This window comes from Pseudarthrobacter sp. TAF60_1 (assembly GCF_052113505.1).
Taxonomy (GTDB): domain Bacteria; phylum Actinomycetota; class Actinomycetes; order Actinomycetales; family Micrococcaceae; genus Arthrobacter.
The window spans coordinates 89540-105699 of sequence record NZ_JBFRDI010000015.1; the positions used below are offsets into that span (position 1 = coordinate 89540).

Below are 16160 nucleotides of genomic sequence, written 5' to 3' on the forward strand. Positions count from 1 at the left end.
CGTCACGGATCGGGCAGGGGACGAGGAAACCGCCCTCCGTATCTGCGAACGGTCCGCAAGCTGGGGTGAAGCGAGCCTTCCGGCTTCTCAGGCGTGATGTGGGATTTAAAGCGGGAGGTCCGGGGTCTCAAGGGTCCGTAGCGGTGATGTCCGGGACGTGTCACTTCCCGAAGTTCCCATTCTTTGAGCAGGAACTCCCGGGCGCCGGCGTATCTGTTCGTCCTGAAATAGTTTCCGTGGGTGGCGACTAGCGCCTGATAGGAATCAGGCTCGATCTCGAGCGCGGTACGATCCAGCGTGTTTTCATCCGGGGTGTCTTGTGGATACGAGTAGACGGGGAAGCCAAGGTAATCCGTCCGACGCCAGATGTTTAGCCAGAATACGGGTCCCGCCGGTCCTCCTTTCAGGAGCCCCACAAGCTGCGCTTCCGCTGTGCCGTGCGGGAGTAAGGACGGCGTCGGCAGGGAGCGGCCCTGCCATGGATCGCTCCCGAAGTACCTTGGTCCCCTGACACCGGGTGTGCCAAGGACAGCCGGTCCCCACAAGTCCGGGAAGAACCTTCCGAAGTAGGGGCGAAGCTGCACACCGAACGTAAGCAACCTGATCCTGGAAAGGAACTCTCTGACCTTCTTCTTGGCAGTATCCGAATTGCCTCCTGTGGCATCGAGCTCGCTGTTTTGAACCATGGCGGCCAGGTGATACAGCGCCGCGATGCCTAGGACGGCTCCAAGACTGTGCGTTGCCAAGAGGATACGACGCGCAGGCCGCACCTCATTGAGCACCGTCGGATCATCGGCTCTCTTTTCGTCGGTGAGCCATTGGAACATCCGGTTGGCAAGCTCGGGAACCGCCCGTTCGGAGTAACAGGCGGGACCAAAAGGATGGCCGGCGCGCGGCAGCCAGGCCACCAGGTCCCAGAGCAGCCCCAGAGGCCTGCCAGTTCCCACTGCCGCGCTGGCGATCGCCGCGCCCACAATCATCAGTCCCGCTGCTGTCAGAGCGCTTGTGGCTACCCAGGTGCCCGCAGTGGAGAGCATGTTCCAATACGGGAGGTGCTGCAGCCACTGGTGGCCTAAGCCCTGCTCATGGAGGATCGTCAGCGCCAGAACCACGATGACACCAATCATGGTTACTCCGGCAGCGACCTCTGCCACGCGCTCCCCGCGCTGAAGCAAAGCGCTTTTGCGGCGGACCGCCATAATCTCGGATTTATAGGACAGTTCAACATCGTCGATGACAGGATTTGTGACTCCTTTACCTACCCATAGGCTGCCCAGCATCAGCGCGCCCAGGAGCAGTAATGCAGCGAGGACCAGGAGCACCATTACACCGCCGGACACCCAGTAGAGGAACGGGATTCTAATTGCGGAGGCATCGTCCTTCAGCAGGTCGCGGAATAGCGGATGGTTAGCGTCCTGTTGCCAAAGGAGACCGCCAGCCTGTAACCAGTTGCCCATGCCGACGACGATTGCGCTGGAATAGAAGGCAGCGAGCAGGAGGCTGAGGGACATCATCACCGCCGGAGCCAGACCGTGCCATGCTTCAGCCTTCCGACCAAGTGGCCGCACTGGCGCCCTCTCACCCTGATTCAACAGGGATGCCGACACAGCCAACAGGCAGACGGCGCACACGCCGAAAGCCGCGCTCACTGATACTGGTGTCGCATTCCAACGGCCGATGATGATGAGGACGCCAATTAGGGCGCAACACCACAACACTGTTCCCCAGAAGACGGCGGCCGTCGGGCTCAGGCGCATTAAGCACCCTGACGTTGCGAGTATCGCCAGGAGGGCCACCAGCACGGTCGGCACCAACTGGGCCACCGTGAAGGGTGCTTCCTCGTTCACCGTGGTTGCGCGGCAGACAACGACGACGGCCCAAAGGTACGTAGCCAAACTCGCAAAGAGCCAGCCCGCGGCGAGGGCCATGCGGTCTGACTTGTCCTTGGAGGGTGCCCGGATGCTCCTTGACCCCCAATACATGACAGACCCCGCTACGACTGCCAGCAGGAAGCACGAGATCACCAAAGGATAGGTGGCACCGGCGGCGCCATCGGTCGAACTTGTCGTGAGATCGGCAGCGAGTAGGAATGCCATGAGCAGGACAGTAGCTGCAATGTGTGCGACGCCGGTCGGCGAGTTGACCCTGCGGATCCACAGCCGGGGCGCGGTGAGAACTGGGCTGTCGTTTAGATTTCTTTTCACATCGCGGCGCGCGCGCAGTCCAGGAACAACGGAACGACGGACGCGTTTCTGGTCCTTGAACCGGGTGCGGAAACGCACGTCGCTGGACACACTAACAAATGCCAGCAACGCCACAACGAGGATCGGGAAAGGGGACACTGCGGCAAGTCGTTGTCCCCGCGTAAGGTCACGGAGACCATCGAACCAGTGTGGCAAGCTATTGCACATCTGAGGTGGCGCATTCACGGTGACGCGAAAACACTGAACAGCGACAAAGTCCATGGTGGCTGTGGCCACGGCAGTAGCTAACAAAAGCGTCAACAGCAGACTGAACAGACGTACGAGCGCCGCTCCTGTGCCCGGATCGACCCCGTCTTCCCGACGGTCGTCAGCTTTGAGAACGCGTGTCCAGTAGGCGGCATTGGCGAAACCGAACGGCGCGATCAGGAACCATCCGATGTTGTAGAAGGCCCGGCCGGCCTTGCCCAGGAGTCCGGGCGGCGCGAAGCGGTCCAGCTTGCCCCAGCTATATGCCTCGAGCAAGGTTCTCGAGTCCGGCGCCGCCGACGCGTCGGAGGGTGGCTCTTTGACTTGGTAGAAGCCGGCTAGGTTGTCGACGAGTTTTATGGTGTCAGCCTCGGCCGGCACCACATCGCCCGGCCCGACGCATAGCATTTCATTCGGGGGAGTATTACGAACCCCATGAATGCGAAGTTCGAGAATTTCCAGCGCTGAGGACATAGCCCCTCCTTGCGGCATCCCCAGCTCGTGCCCCAAAGGGTACGACTGTCAAGAACAAATGTCCAGAGCTTGGAGTAAAGGCCCCATGGTGGCCGGCATCCTCCAAGAACATCCGACAGTTCACCGGGCCGCCACTTCAGGTTAATTACCAGTTAGTAACTTGGGAACTCCTGTTGAGACCCCAACCTTAAGAGGCTTTCCCATGAGCACTAAACCAATTCGACGTATCCTCGTAACGGCAGCGTCCCTGATGCTTGCGGCCTGTTCAGCCGCCGGCATAACGGCCGCCCAGGCAGATGTCCGCAATGATCAGGACACCGGACCCGCCGCAGGCTCCCACCACGACACAGACACGGAGCTGGCCGACGCGTTTAACAGCGTGGACAGAAACACTGCCTGGCAGCAGACGTCCAAGCTGAAACTGAACTTCCCGACCTACCACACGGAGGGCATCGCCTACAGCGAGGACCACATCTTCCTGTCGGCCGTCCAGATCATTGAACCCACCAAGAAGTTCCCCACCCCGCAGGGCGGGTACGACCGCACTCCAGGCAAGGGCATCGGCCACCTGTTCGTCATGGACAAGGCGGGTAATCTGCAAAAGGACATCACCCTGGGCGAGGGCGACATGTACCACCCCGGCGGCATCGACTTCGACGGCACCAACGTCTGGGTCCCCGTCGCCCAGTACCGGCCCAACAGCAGCGCCATCATCTACAAGGTCGATGCGAGCACGCTGGACGTGCACAAGCAGTTCGAGGTCACGGACCACTTCGGCGGCATCGTCCTGGATAAGCAGACCGGTCACCTTGTCGGGAACACCTGGGGCTCGCGCCGGTTCGCCGAATGGGACCTCCAGGGCAAGGAACTGGCCACCTGGGAGAACCCGAACTACTTCATCGACTACCAGGACTGCCAGTACGTGCCCAACGCCAAGATGCTCTGCGGCGGTGTTACCAACCTCCCGCAGACCCCGGCCGCCGGCGGCACCTCAGCCACCTACGAACTCGGCGGCATGGCGATGATCGACCTCAAGTCCCACGAGGTAACCCGCGAGGTCCCGTTCCAGAAATGGTCCACCGCCGGTCATGTCGCCACCCGCAACCCCTTCAAAATGACCGCCGACGGCAACCACCTCACCATGAAGGTCGCCCCGGACAACGGCGAAGAAGGCAACGGCACGGAAATCCTCACCTACGAAGCCACCGTCGCCCCGGCCAAGTAGCACCCCCAAAGACCCGCCGTTCCCCGCGGCGCCCACCCCATCTGAAACGATTGGATCCCTCCATGCCTTCCATGGCACGCCTCACCCGAAAAAGAGTTGCCACCGCCACCGGCGCGGCAGCCCTCGCCGCTTCAGCCCTGACGGCCGGACTTGTCGGCTTCAGCGCCGCACCCGCGACCGCCGTCAGCGCCCAGGGCAACACCGCCACACCGATCAAGCATGTGGTGGTGCTCTTCCAGGAGAACGTCTCCTTTGACCACTACTTCGCCACCTACCCCAACGCAGCCAACACTCCGGGCGAAACGCAGCAGGGCTCCGGAGCGCCGGCGGCGGCCTTCAAGGCATCCGAGGACACACCGAAGGACATCAACACCCTCGCCAACGCGGGCCTGCTGGCCCCGAACAACCCGAACTCGGTCCAACCGGCGCGCCTGTCCCCGATGCAGGCGGTCACCTGCGACCAGGACCATGAGTACGCGGCCGAGCAAAAGGCGTACAACGGCGGCCTGATGAATAAGTTCGTGGAGCTCACCAGCAAGGATGCATGCGCACCGAACCAGTACGGTCGCCCCGGGCTGACGATGGACTACTACGACGGCAACTCGGTCACCGGGATCTGGAACTATGCCCAGAACTACGCCATGAGCGACAACCACTTCAGCACCGTCTTCGGCCCCTCCACCCCCGGCGCGTTGAACCTCGTCTCCGGCCAGACCCACGGTGTCAAGGAATTCACCGCCGCAGGCCAGCCGGTGAAGCCCACCGCCAGCGACTACACGGTCCGAGTCCCTGACGCCAACGGCGTCGGCACCATGATCAACGACCCGGACCCGGTCTACGACGACTGCTCCAACAACAGCCACGCCAAAGCCAACAACCTTGCCGGCATGACCGGCAAGAACATCGGCGACCTGCTCAACGACCAGGGCGTGTCCTGGGGCTGGTTCCAGGGCGGCTTCGCCCCCACCACCGCGGCAACCGCCACGACCCCGGCTGCCTGCAAGAGCACCCACAACAACGTTGCCGGTGTCTCCAGCACGGACTACAACCCGCACCACCAGCCCTTCCAGTACTACGCCTCCACCGCCAACCCGCACCACCTGGCCCCGGCGAACGATGCGGAAATCGGCCACGACGGCCAGGCCAACCACCAGTACGACCTGACCGACTTCAACAAGGTGGTCAACAGCGACAACATGCCTGCGGTGTCCTTCCTGAAAGCCTCCAACTACCAGGATGGCCACGCCGCCTACTCCGACCCGGTCGATGAGCAGAACTTCGTCACCAAGACCGTGAACGAGATCCAGCAGTCGAAGAACTGGGAGGACACCGCCGTCGTCCTCGCGTACGACGATTCCGACGGCTGGTACGACCACGTCGCCGCCAAAGTGAAGAACGCCTCCAACAGCCCCGACGACGCCGCTTGGTGCCAGAACGCGGCCGCGGCCGGTGTTCCGGTGGCCGGCGGTTACGCCGACCGCTGCGGCCCCGGCCCGCGCCAGCCGCTGGTCGTCATCTCCCCCTACGCGAAGAAGAACTTCGTGGACCACAACGAAACCGACCAAGCCTCCATCCTGCGGTTCATCGAAGACAACTGGCACACCGGACAGATCGGCGACTCCTCGGCTGACGCCGCCGCCGGGTCCATGAATGCCCTGTTCAACTTCCACCACGAACGCAACGACAAAGTCCTGCTCAACGAACAAACCGGGGCCGTAGCGTCGATCACCCACAACGGCCACGGCCGGGACGGCGGAACGGACGACGCCGAACACTAGCCCTCGAACGCCCTGCTTTGGGCATTCGGGAACACCAACGACGGAAGCGCTACCGGTATATCGCTGGTAGCGCTTCTCGTCTTCAGTATGACGCGATGCACCGCAGGAGCAGGTGGTGACCGTGGGGCCGCGTCGCGGAGAGTATTTAGCGGCGATGAGGCCAATCAGCCGACGTGGACGCCGGGCCTGGCAGCCTTGTCGGGTTCGACCTCGCGGAGGATCTCGCGCACCAGCGGCGGGGTGTCACCCTGGCCGAGGAACAGGTAGCGCATGAGGTGTGCGATCGGGCTTCCTTCGGACCATTCGAAGTAGCACTGTGGCTTGACGCCGGTGGAGTCCCGCATGGCAAGCAGGACCGCGGCAATGGCGTTCGGCACGGCGGGGGACTTCACCCGAAGAACCCGATAGCCCTCGACTTCGGTGCCTTCGACCCGGAGGGTGTGCGTGAAGTCCGACGGGTCGGAAATCTCGACCTCCAGGAAGATGACGTCGGCAGGGCCGGGCAGAGGGTTCAGCCCCCGTTGTTCGTATTCCTTTTCTGCGTACTCTGCCTTGTCACCGGCTTGCCTCTTGTTCGCGATGATGTGCAGCTCGCCGTCGTAGGCGATCGAGTCGGTGATGAACTGGCGGGCTGCCTCGTCGAACTCGATGGTGTCCACCCTCAGTTCGGTGGTGCGGGTGACCCGCGATACCAGTGAGATTGCGATGATGCCAGCGATGAAGAACGCCGAAATGAGGATGCCGTCCGGTTTTTCGATGACGTTCGCACCCAGGGCGTAGAGCAGGATCAGGGTCAGGATGCTGAAGCCAACTGCCCCGGTCCTGCTCCGGCGCCGGATGGCTGAGACCGTGACGGCGACTGCCCCGGAGACCATCATGGCGAGGATGCCGGTTGCGTAGGCGCCGGCCTGGGCGTTCACGTCGGCATGGAACGCGATGGTGATGCCGATGCTCAGGACGGTGTAGACCAGCACCACGGGTCGGACCGCGCGGCCCCATTCCGGGGCCATCCCGTACGCGGGCAGGTAACGGGGCACGATGTTGATGAGTCCGGCCATGGCGGAAGCGCCGGCGAACCACAGGATCAGGGCGCTGGAGATGTCGTAGACGGTGCCGAACCCGGCCCCGAACAGGTCGTGGGCGAGGAACGCCAGGGCGCGTCCGTTCGCCTGTCCGCCATCTTGAAACTCCCTCGCCGGGATCATGACCGTGGTGAGGAAGCTGGTGGACATGAGGTAGACGCTCATGATGAGCGCCGCCGTGGTGAGCAGCTTACGGGTGTTTTTAACCCTTGAGGCCATGACCTCATCGGGAGTGGTTCCGCTGGCCTTGATCAGGGGCATCATGGACACTCCGGTTTCGAACCCGGACAGGCCCAGGACCAGCAGCGGGAAGGCGATGATGGCTGGGCTGACCAGCCCGAGGGGGCCGCCGCCGCTCGAGAGCAGCCGGTCCGTCCAGCCGGCAACCAGAGACGGATCGGCTGCCAGGTGAACGAACCCGGCGACCACGACGGCGGCGTTGAGCAGCAGGTAGATTGCCACCAAGGGGATGGCGACCCCTACGGCTTCATTGAAGCCCAGCAGGAAGACCCCGCCCAGGATCAGCAGCAGAACCACGGTGATGATGACGGCGCCCCCTTTGAGGGCTTCCGGGACCAGTGGGTTCTCCAGCAGATGCACCGTCGCATCGGCACCGGAGAGTGTGATCGTGATGATCCACGAGGTCGCAACGAAGCCGAGGAGCAGCAGGACGAAGAACTTCCCGCGCCAGAACGGCAGCAGCTTCTCCAACATGGCCACTGAACCTTGCCCGTGCGGGCTTTCCTGCGCGACCCGGCGGTACATGGGCAACATGCCAAGCAGCGTCAGGGCCACGATCAGCAGGGTGGCCAACGGCGACAGGGCCCCGGCGGCCAGGGCTGCGATGCCAGGCAGGTAGGACAGGGTGGAAAAGTAGTCGACGCCGGTCAGGCACATGACCTTCCACCAGGCGTTGGGCTTGTGGTCTTCCTTGGCTTCCGGGCCGGCAGGAGCGACCTGGTTGGCGAGCAGCCAGCGGACCAAGGGCTTATGGTCCGGGCTTGTAGCCTGCTTCAGGTCAACCTGGGCCGGGACGGCGTGGTCAGGAGGGGGTGTCATTGAGGTCTTTCTATTGGTAGCCAGGGTGACGACGTGCTGAAGCTAGGGAACCCGCCAATTCTACCGGTGGCACACCGTTCAACGGGGCGAGCAGCGCGTTGCCGGTACGCGTGGAACTCCGTCCGCCTTGGGGTCTCTGCCTTCGACGTCCTGCATACTAGCCCGAGGTACGACAACGGCCGGGCAGCGGGTGGGGCTGCCCGGCCTGAGCCGTCGCGGATGCTTCTGTTTTATGCGGCCGGCGCTGGTGCAGCCTTCTTTTCAAGCGCCTGGGCCATCTTCTGGACCCGGTCACCATAACCGCCGTTCAAAGCGGTGTCCTTGATTTTGTTTGCCTGGGCATCCAGGTCGGCCGGGGCGGAGTTCTTAAGCGCCGTCAGGTCGGTCTGGAGGTTCGTCGGCAGCTTGGCGAACAGCTTCGGGTGGCTGATGAGCTGGTCGGCCACCCGCTGGAGTCCTGCGCCCGGGTTGCCGGAGTTGAACGCGGTCCGCAGTTCCTGGCGCAGACCGGCCAAGCCGGTGGCTGTCTTCTCGGCGTTCTCGGCGCGCTTCTGGATCCCGGCGCCGTACCCCCCGGAAAGGGCGGTGGTCTTGATCTTGTAGGCGTCCTTCACCCGGTCGGCCGGGGCGGCGTCCTTGAGTGTCCTCACGTCTGCCTGCAGGGCGGCGGGAAGCTTGGCAAACAGCTGCGGGTGGCCCACGAGCGTGGTTGCAGCTTTCGCAGCGCGGTCACCGGTGGCCTGCGGACTGTTGGCGGTGACCATCAGCAGCGCTTCCAAGCCGCCGGAGCCGTGCCCTGCCTTGGCGCCCGTCTTTGAATCGGACGTGGGCGCCCCCGTTGAGCTGGGGGCCGGGGTGGATGCGGCGGACGCGGCACCGACGCCGATGATGGCCATGGCTCCGGCGGCGAGGAGTGCTGCCGCACCGACTCCGATGCGGGTTTTTAATGACGGGATCAATGGCTTTACCATTGGTGTCCTTCCGTTCGACGCCTCGTGACGCTGGGCACACCCTTACCCAGTCTGCCTTCACTGTAGGAGTGCAGGCTGGGGAATAGCTGAATGTCGCCGAGACCCTGCATTACGCCAGCGTTTGGGGTGGCCCACAGGTCCCGCCAGCGTGGTGCTGGCCTCTGACAGGGGGAGCCTCCGGTCCCGGCCAAAATCGTCTCACGTGTGAGCTCGACACCCGTCCCAAAGGAAGATCAAAGTGTGCCCTGACCTTAATCCCAGGTCTTGGCTTAACCAGCGAAAAACCCCCCGAAGCCCTAAAACTAGGGGCAATGGGGGGTTTATCCCGAGCTTCCTATCAGAATCGAACTGATGACCTTTTCATTACGAGTGAAACGCTCTACCGACTGAGCTAAGGAAGCACCGCATGGAATCTCCCGGCGTAACCGGGCGGTTCATGCAAGAGTCAACTGTAATAGAGTCCCGCCGTCCGGGTCAAAATGGGGCCCGGCAGGTGGCTAGCAGACTGTGTTGTCGGCAGGAACCTTGCCGTCCACCAGGTAGCTGTCTACCGCATCCTCAAGGCAACTGTTCGCCCGCCCGTAGGCAGTATGGCCCTCGCCCTGCCAGGTCATCAGCGAGGCGTTGCCCAGCTGTTTACGGAGGGATGCTGCCCACTCCACGGGGGTGGCCGGGTCTCCGGTGGTCCCGATGACAACGATGGGAGACTGCCCGGTGTATTCGACCGGGGCGGGGGTCCGCACATTCTTGTACGGCCAGTCCACGCAGTTGGTGCCGCCATAGGCGAAGTAATAGCCGAGGGTGGGTGAAGCCTGACGCAGCCGCTGGTCTTCGGCCCGCATGGACGCCGTGTCGGAGACCATCGGGTAGTCCAGGCAGTTGATGGCGCTGAAGGCGAACGTTGAATTGGACGTGTACTTCCCGTCGGCGCCGCGGTCGGCGCCGAGGTCCGCCAGCCGCAGCATCAGGCTGGCGTCACCCCTCAGGGCGGCTTCGAGTGCCTGGGTCAATGCCGGCCAGCTCTGGTCGTTGTACAGCGGCGTGATGAGGCCGCTCACAAGCATGGTGGCATTCACCATCCGGCCGTCCTTGGCCTGCCAAGGCCTGTTTTGGACTGCTGTGATGAGGTCCCGGATCTGCTGGACACCCGTGTCCACGTTGCCCTTGAGGGGGCAACCGGCGGTCTGGAGGCAGTTGGCCACGTAGGACCTGATGGCTTTCTCGAAGGCCACGGCCTGGCCCATTGTCAGTTCCTCATTGCTGATGGACGGATCAAGGGCGCCGTCCAGAACCATCCGGCCCACGTTGTTCGGGAACAGCGACGCGTAGGTGGAACCGAGGAAGGTCCCGTAGGAGAAGCCCAGGTAATTGAGCTTCGTGTCGTTCACCACGGCACGGAGGATGTCCAGGTCCTTGGCCGCGCTGACGGTGTCGATGTGGCCGAGGGAGGGTCCCGTCTGCGCAGCGCACTGTTCGGCGATGGCTTTGTTGTCCGCCAGCGCAGCGGCCAGCCCCGCGTCTGTTTCCAGATCGTAGATCTTGGCCCGCGCCGCGTCCCGCTCTTCATCCGTCATGCATTTCACGGGGGCGGAGCGTTTGACGCCCCGGGGATCAAAGCCGACCAGGTCGTAGTTGGCCCGGACGGACTGCGAAAAGTGAGTCCCTGCGGCGTCCCTGACGAAGTCGTAGCCGGAGCCGCCCGGGCCACCCGGATTTACCAGCAGGCTGCCGGCCTTCTTGCCGGTGCTGGGAGCCCGCAGGGCAGCGAGCTGGATCTTGGCTCCGCCAGGATTCGCGTAGTCCATCGGCACGGTCACCTTGGCGCATTGGAAGCCGTTTTCGCACGGCTCCCACACCACTTCCTGCGAATAGAAGGAGTCGAGCCCGGCGGGGGCGGAAGCCACAATGGAGGGATCCGCCTTGCCCGTAGCGGGCTTTTCGTCCGGCTTGTTGCCGCCAAGGAGGCTGCACGATGCCAACGTCAGGGCCAGAACCAGGGCGCCGGCAGCCCGCAGGCCGCTCCCCAGGGATCGGGAGCGTGCGGGCAGGGGGCGAGCAGTCATTCGAGGGGTCTCCTTGGAAGGGCTAGATCAGGCTGGCGGCCATGGACTCAATGGTCAACAGCGGAGCAACGTTGGTGGTGGTGATGCGTTGGCGGGCTTTGTTGATGGCGTCCATACGGGCGAGTGTTGTCTCCGGGGCGGACCGGCCGGCAAATTCCTCCAGTTCGCTCCTGAGTTCAACGTTCACCAGCTCAACACTGTTCCCTAACTGGATAATCAGCACGTCCCGGTAAAAGGAAAGCAGGTCCGTGAGGGTCCGGTCCAGCGAATCGGTGATGGACCGCTTGGCCCGGCGTTTCTGGTCCTCTTCCAGTTGCCGGATCTGGCTCCGCATGGCCGGGGGCAGCGTCCCGGACTCGGGGGCACCCAGGGTGGCCAGCAGCGCGGCCTTCTCGGCGGCGTCGCGCTCTTCATTGGAACTGTTGGCTTCGGCGGTAGCGATCTTCACGAGCTTGTCCGCCATCATGACCGCAGCGGTGACCCCGCGCAGCCCCAGCGGGAACTTCACAGTTTCCAGCCGGCGTTCGCGGGCCTCGGGATCGCGCGCCAGGCGGCGGGCAATCCCCACATGGCTTTGCGCGGCGCGCGCCGCGCGTTCGGCGAGGGCCGGTTCCACGCCGTCGCGCTTCACCAGCAAAGCCGCGACGTCGGCGGCCGGGGGCAGGCGCAGGGCAACGGCACGGCAGCGGGACCGGATGGTCACCAGCACATCAGCCGGCGATGGCGCGCACAGCATCCAGATGGTCCGCGGGGTGGGTTCCTCGATCGCCTTCAGCAGGACGTTGGTGGTGCGCTCGGCCATGCGGTCGGCGTCTTCCACCACGATGATCCGCCACCGCCCCGAGGACGGACGGTTGCCTGCGGTGGACACCAGGTCGCGTGCCTCGTCGATGGTGATGGTGACCTTCTCGGTCCGGACGAAGGTCACATCCGAATGCGTCTCGCCGATGATGGTCTGGCAGGCGTGGCACTCGCCACAACCCCGCTTCGTCACATCCTCCTGGTCACAGTTGAGGGCCGCCGCGAACGCCTTGGCGGCGTTGGAACGCCCGGAACCGGGCGGGCCCGTGAACAGCCAGGCATGGGTCAGGCCCTCACCGAGGGTTGCCTGCCGCAATTGCTCGACGACGGCGGGCTGGCCTTGGAGGTCATCCCATACCGTCACGCGGCACCCCGCGAAGTCGCCAACAGCGAGTCGATGCTGGTCAGGATCCGCGCCGCGAGGTCGGCCACAGGGAGGTGGGCAGGCAGGACGAGGTAGGTGTCCGGGCGGCTGGCGGCCAACTCAAGGAAGGCGTCACGGATGGTGGTGTGGAAATCATCAGCTTCGGCTTCCAACCGGTCCTCCGCGGCGGCGCCGGCAGTCCGCCTGCGCCGGCCAACAGCCGGGTCCACGTCCAACAGGACAGTGAGATCAGGCTGCAGCCCCGAGGTGGCCCATTCATTGAGCGAACGGACGGCATCAGCGCCGAGATCGCGACCGGCACCCTGGTACGCCACGGACGAATCGATGTAGCGGTCAGTTAGGACAACTTCACCGCGCTCCAGCGCCGGACGGATGACCTGGCTGGCATGGGCTGCACGTGAGGCCGCGAAGATGAGCGCCTCGGTATGGGCGTCAATGTGGCCGTGCCCGTGGTCCAGTACCAGGGAACGCAGCTTTTCGCCGATGGGTGTCCCGCCCGGTTCCCGGGTCCGCAGGACCGTCAGGCCGCGGGATTCCAAGGCCTCGGCGAGCAACGCCGCCTGCGTGGACTTCCCGGCGCCGTCACCGCCCTCGAAGGCGATGAAAAGTCCAGGGCTGTTGGTGGTGGTCACTGCTCCAGCCTACCGACTTCAGCGCTCCGCGCGTGTCAAAGTACGCTTTCCCCATGAGCATCACGGAGCAGCACGCAGCGTCCCTATCCGCCGAAACCGTGGTGGTTGCCGCCGGCCGGCCCCCGCGTGAGCACGACGAACCTGTCAACCCACCCATCGTGCTGTCCTCGACGTATTACGGCACTGGAGCGCTGGGCGACGGCGACCGCGGCTACGGGCGCTACGCCAACCCCACCTGGGATCCCTTCGAAGAGGCCCTGGGCCAGCTGGAAGGGTCCGAGCTGCCCGGTCTGCTTTACGCGTCGGGTCTGGCAGCCGTGAGTTCCGCTTTATCGCTGCTGCCTGCCGGCGGAGTTCTGGTGATGCCCTCGCACAGCTATGCGGGTTCCATGGTGATGGCCAGTGAGATGGCGCAAAAAGGGTTCTTGGAACTCCGCACGGTGGACATCGCGGACACGGACGCGGTCAAGGAACAGCTGGCCCCGAAAGGACCGGGTGCCAAGGCCGCCAGGATGCTGTGGCTGGAAAGCCCCACCAACCCCATGCTCGGCATCGCCGACATCCGCGAACTGACCGTGGCAGCCCACGCGGCCGGAGCCATCGTAGTCACGGACAACACCTTCTCCACCCCCTTGGTCCAACAGCCGCTCGCCCTCGGCTCGGACGTGGTGTTGCACTCGGTGACCAAATACCTGGCCGGCCACTCCGACGTCGTCCTCGGCGCCCTGGTGACCTCAAACCCGGACATCCGGGCGGCGCTGCTGCATAATCGCACCATCCACGGCGGCATCGCCGGCCCGTTCGAGGCCTGGCTGGCGCTGCGCGGACTCCGGACCCTGGCCCTGCGGGTAGAACGGTCGCAGACGTCGGCGGCAGTCCTGGCGGAACGCCTCAGCAAGCACCCCCTGGTCGAAAGTATCCGGTTCCCCGGGCTTTCCACCGACCCCGGGCACGAACGTGCGAAGTCCCAGATGAAGGGCTTCGGATCGATCGTATGCGTGCAGATTGCGCGGGTTGGCGGCCTGGACGGGGCGGATGCTGCGGACAAGTTGGTGCGCGCTCTGCAACTCTGGCTGCCTGCGACCTCGCTGGGCGGCGTCGAGTCACTGATTGAGCGGCGCCGCCGGCACACTGCGGAGCCGCTCAGCGTTCCGGAGAATCTGGTGCGCCTGAGCGTGGGCATCGAGAATGTTGAGGACCTCTGGGCCGATTTGAAGCAGGCGCTGGACTCACTGGGCGGCTAGGCTTGGACGGTGGACGGTCGAGTGATGATTTCATACGTAGAGACGGCAATATTTTTTGTCCTTGCCCTGGTGGCACTGGGACTTGAGGCATGGGCGCTGCTGGACTGCGTCCGCCACAAGTCCGCAGCCTTTGAAGCCACGGGCAAACGGACCAAGACGTTCTGGCTGGCGCTGACCGCCGGCGCCACCCTCATCGGAGTCATCTCCCTCTTCAGCAGCGGCGGCATCTTCGGCACCCTCGGCCTGTTCGGGCTGGCTGCCGTGGTGGCAGCTTCCGTCTACCTCGCCGACGTCCGCCCCGCTGTCAAGGACGCCGGCCGCGGCGGCAGCCGCCCCTACGGCTGGTGACCCCGGGCCCCCGGCGCCACCGCTTCCCAGCCCACGGTCAGTTCACCCAGGCGCCACCGCGACGGCCCATCCTGAACCGGCCACCCGCCGTCGCGCAGTGCCTTGCACATCGCCTGCCAGCGCTGCCTGTTGCCGAACGAGGCCAGCGGCGCTGATTCCAGCCAGGCGCGGTCCATGGCCTGCATCAGCCGGTGCACCGGTTCGCCCGGGACGTTGCGGTGGATGAGGGCCTTCGGCAGGCGCTCGGCAATGTCTGAGGGCAGGTCAAAGCTGCCGAAACGCATGGACATGCTCAGTGACAGCGGCCGTTCAGGGTCGAGGGCAATCCAGGTCACCCGCCGTCCGATCTCATCGCACGTCCCGTCAATGAAAAGGCCGCCGGGGGAGAGCCGGTCCTGGACCAGCCGCCAGATCCCCGGCACGTCAGCCTCTTCGTACTGCCGCAGGACGTTGAAGGCACGGACCAGGACAGGGCGCCCCGGTACAGGCAGCTCGAAGCCGCCCACCTGGAAGGTCAGTCCCGGCCGTTCCAGTGCCTTGGCCGCGCGGACCCGTTCCGGTTCGATCTCGATCCCCACCACGCGCACGTCCGGCCGGGCGGCGCGGAGGCGGTCAAAAAGTTCGACGGCGGTGGCGGGCGTTGCGCCGTACCCCAAGTCAACCACCAACGGGTCTGCCGCGGCGCGCAGCCGCCAGGACTGGGGTCCCGTGAGCCAGCGGTCCACGCGGCGCATCCGGTTGGGGCTGGTGGTGCCGCGGGTGACGTTTCCCACCGGTTTGCCGCCCCGGTTCTGGGAAGCGCTCACCCGTTCAGCTTTTTGCACCACGGCCCAACCCTATCTTCGTAACGCAAAACGGGCTGCAGCGTGCCTCGGCTAGGATGAAAATCATGACTTACAAGCTGATTCTGCTGCGCCACGGCCACAGCGAATGGAACGCCAAGAACCTGTTCACCGGCTGGGTGGACGTTGACCTTAACGACCAGGGGCGCGAGGAAGCGGCCCGCGGCGGTGAGCTCCTGGTGGAGAACAACCTTCTCCCGGACATTCTGTACACATCCCTGCTCAAGCGCGCCATCAACACGGCGAACATCACCCTGGACAAGGCGGACCGCGGGTGGATCCCCGTCAAGCGCGACTGGCGCCTGAACGAACGCCACTACGGCGCCCTGCAGGGCAAGGACAAGGCCCAGACCTTGGCCGAGTTCGGCGAAGAGCAGTTCATGGAATGGCGCCGCAGCTACGACACCCCGCCGCCGCCCCTGTCCGATGACAGCGAGTTTTCGCAGGCCCGTGACCCCCGCTATGCGGGCCTTGGCGACGCCCTCCCGCGCACCGAGTGCCTCAAGGACGTCCTGGTCCGCCTGCTGCCGTACTGGGAGTCGGACATCAAGGCAGACCTCAAGGCCGGTAAGACAGTCCTGGTTACCGCCCACGGCAATTCCCTGCGCGCCCTGGTTAAGCACCTCGACGGCATCAGCGACGACGCCATCGCCAGCCTGAACATCCCCACCGGAATCCCGCTGGTCTACGATCTGGACGAGGACTTCCAGCCCATCAAGCCGGGCGGCACGTACCTGGACCCCGACGCCGCAGCCGACGCCATTTTGGCCGTGGCAAACCAGGGCAAAAAATAGGCAAAGCAGCCA

General features: G+C 64.5%; 12 protein-coding genes and 1 tRNA gene. 5 read left to right on the top strand and 8 right to left on the bottom strand.

Annotation, left to right across the window (positions count from 1 at the left end; translation table 11 throughout):
* Positions 1 to 2: 2 nt before the first annotated feature.
* Positions 3 to 2924, bottom strand: a complete 2922-nt coding sequence (locus AB4Y73_RS16460) for a hypothetical protein (RefSeq protein ID WP_441872985.1) — start codon at positions 2922 to 2924, stop codon at positions 3 to 5.
* Between the two features lie 202 nt (positions 2925 to 3126).
* Here AB4Y73_RS16460 and AB4Y73_RS16465 point away from each other — a divergent pair, with 202 nt between their 5' ends.
* Together AB4Y73_RS16465 and AB4Y73_RS16470 are read left to right on the top strand one after the other, a co-directional pair.
* Positions 3127 to 4149 (top strand): DUF6454 family protein, encoded by a 1023-nt coding sequence (locus tag AB4Y73_RS16465; protein WP_441872987.1) that lies wholly within the window; start codon positions 3127 to 3129, stop codon positions 4147 to 4149.
* A gap of 62 nt (positions 4150 to 4211) precedes the next feature.
* Positions 4212 to 5927, top strand: coding sequence for a phospholipase C (locus AB4Y73_RS16470; RefSeq protein WP_441872989.1), 1716 nt, complete (start codon positions 4212 to 4214; stop codon positions 5925 to 5927).
* Between the two features lie 164 nt (positions 5928 to 6091).
* On the opposite strand, the gene AB4Y73_RS16475 is transcribed toward AB4Y73_RS16470, so the two are convergent.
* From AB4Y73_RS16475 to tmk, 6 genes are all read right to left on the bottom strand, one after another.
* Positions 6092 to 8068: an amino acid transporter gene (locus tag AB4Y73_RS16475; RefSeq protein WP_441872991.1), complete on the bottom strand. Its 1977-nt coding sequence runs from the start codon at positions 8066 to 8068 to the stop codon at positions 6092 to 6094.
* Positions 8069 to 8298: 230 nt separating this feature from the next.
* On the bottom strand, positions 8299 to 9039 hold the full coding sequence (locus AB4Y73_RS16480) for a hypothetical protein (protein WP_441872993.1): 741 nt from the start codon (positions 9037 to 9039) through the stop codon (positions 8299 to 8301).
* Between the two features lie 328 nt (positions 9040 to 9367).
* Positions 9368 to 9440 (bottom strand) — tRNA-Thr (locus AB4Y73_RS16485).
* Positions 9441 to 9536: 96 nt separating this feature from the next.
* Entirely contained in the window at positions 9537 to 11102 is a 1566-nt protein-coding gene (locus AB4Y73_RS16490; protein ID WP_441872995.1) for an alpha/beta hydrolase, read from the bottom strand.
* Between the two features lie 22 nt (positions 11103 to 11124).
* Entirely contained in the window at positions 11125 to 12267 is a 1143-nt protein-coding gene (locus AB4Y73_RS16495; protein ID WP_441872998.1) for a DNA polymerase III subunit delta', read from the bottom strand.
* Entirely contained in the window at positions 12264 to 12920 is a 657-nt protein-coding gene (gene tmk, locus AB4Y73_RS16500; protein ID WP_441873000.1) for a dTMP kinase, read from the bottom strand. Before tmk ends, AB4Y73_RS16495 begins: the two co-directional genes overlap by 4 nt.
* Positions 12921 to 12973: 53 nt before the next feature.
* On the opposite strand from tmk, the gene AB4Y73_RS16505 reads away from it, so the two are divergent.
* Both AB4Y73_RS16505 and AB4Y73_RS16510 read left to right on the top strand, forming a co-directional pair.
* Positions 12974 to 14164 carry a trans-sulfuration enzyme family protein gene (locus AB4Y73_RS16505; protein ID WP_441873002.1) on the top strand — a complete coding sequence of 397 codons (1191 nt, stop codon included), beginning with the start codon at positions 12974 to 12976 and terminating at the stop codon, positions 14162 to 14164.
* Positions 14165 to 14188: 24 nt separating this feature from the next.
* Complete coding sequence (locus AB4Y73_RS16510) at positions 14189 to 14512, top strand: DUF2516 family protein (protein ID WP_441873041.1); 324 nt, start codon at positions 14189 to 14191, stop codon at positions 14510 to 14512.
* On the opposite strand, the gene AB4Y73_RS16515 is transcribed toward AB4Y73_RS16510, so the two are convergent.
* Entirely contained in the window at positions 14500 to 15339 is an 840-nt protein-coding gene (locus tag AB4Y73_RS16515; RefSeq protein WP_441873004.1) for a class I SAM-dependent methyltransferase, read from the bottom strand. The genes AB4Y73_RS16510 and AB4Y73_RS16515 overlap by 13 nt on opposite strands.
* Positions 15340 to 15401: 62 nt before the next feature.
* Between AB4Y73_RS16515 and AB4Y73_RS16520 the strand changes: the two genes are divergently transcribed.
* Positions 15402 to 16148 (top strand): phosphoglyceromutase, encoded by a 747-nt coding sequence (locus AB4Y73_RS16520; protein WP_441873006.1) that lies wholly within the window; start codon positions 15402 to 15404, stop codon positions 16146 to 16148.
* The last annotated feature ends 12 nt before the right edge of the window (positions 16149 to 16160 follow it).

What these genes read in the sequence shown, in the direction of transcription:
- AB4Y73_RS16490 (WP_441872995.1), bottom strand. Translation starts at nt 11,102, where the DNA reads ATGACTGCTCGCCCCCTGCCCGCACGCTCCCGATCCCTGGGGAGCGGC.
- AB4Y73_RS16460 (WP_441872985.1), bottom strand. Translation starts at nt 2,924, where the DNA reads ATGTCCTCAGCGCTGGAAATTCTCGAACTTCGCATTCATGGGGTTCGT.
- AB4Y73_RS16475 (WP_441872991.1), bottom strand. Translation starts at nt 8,068, where the DNA reads ATGACACCCCCTCCTGACCACGCCGTCCCGGCCCAGGTTGACCTGAAG.
- AB4Y73_RS16465 (WP_441872987.1), top strand. Translation starts at nt 3,127, where the DNA reads ATGAGCACTAAACCAATTCGACGTATCCTCGTAACGGCAGCGTCCCTG.
- AB4Y73_RS16470 (WP_441872989.1), top strand. Translation starts at nt 4,212, where the DNA reads ATGCCTTCCATGGCACGCCTCACCCGAAAAAGAGTTGCCACCGCCACC.
- AB4Y73_RS16510 (WP_441873041.1), top strand. Translation starts at nt 14,189, where the DNA reads ATGATTTCATACGTAGAGACGGCAATATTTTTTGTCCTTGCCCTGGTG.
- AB4Y73_RS16520 (WP_441873006.1), top strand. Translation starts at nt 15,402, where the DNA reads ATGACTTACAAGCTGATTCTGCTGCGCCACGGCCACAGCGAATGGAAC.
- AB4Y73_RS16505 (WP_441873002.1), top strand. Translation starts at nt 12,974, where the DNA reads ATGAGCATCACGGAGCAGCACGCAGCGTCCCTATCCGCCGAAACCGTG.
- AB4Y73_RS16480 (WP_441872993.1), bottom strand. Translation starts at nt 9,039, where the DNA reads ATGGTAAAGCCATTGATCCCGTCATTAAAAACCCGCATCGGAGTCGGT.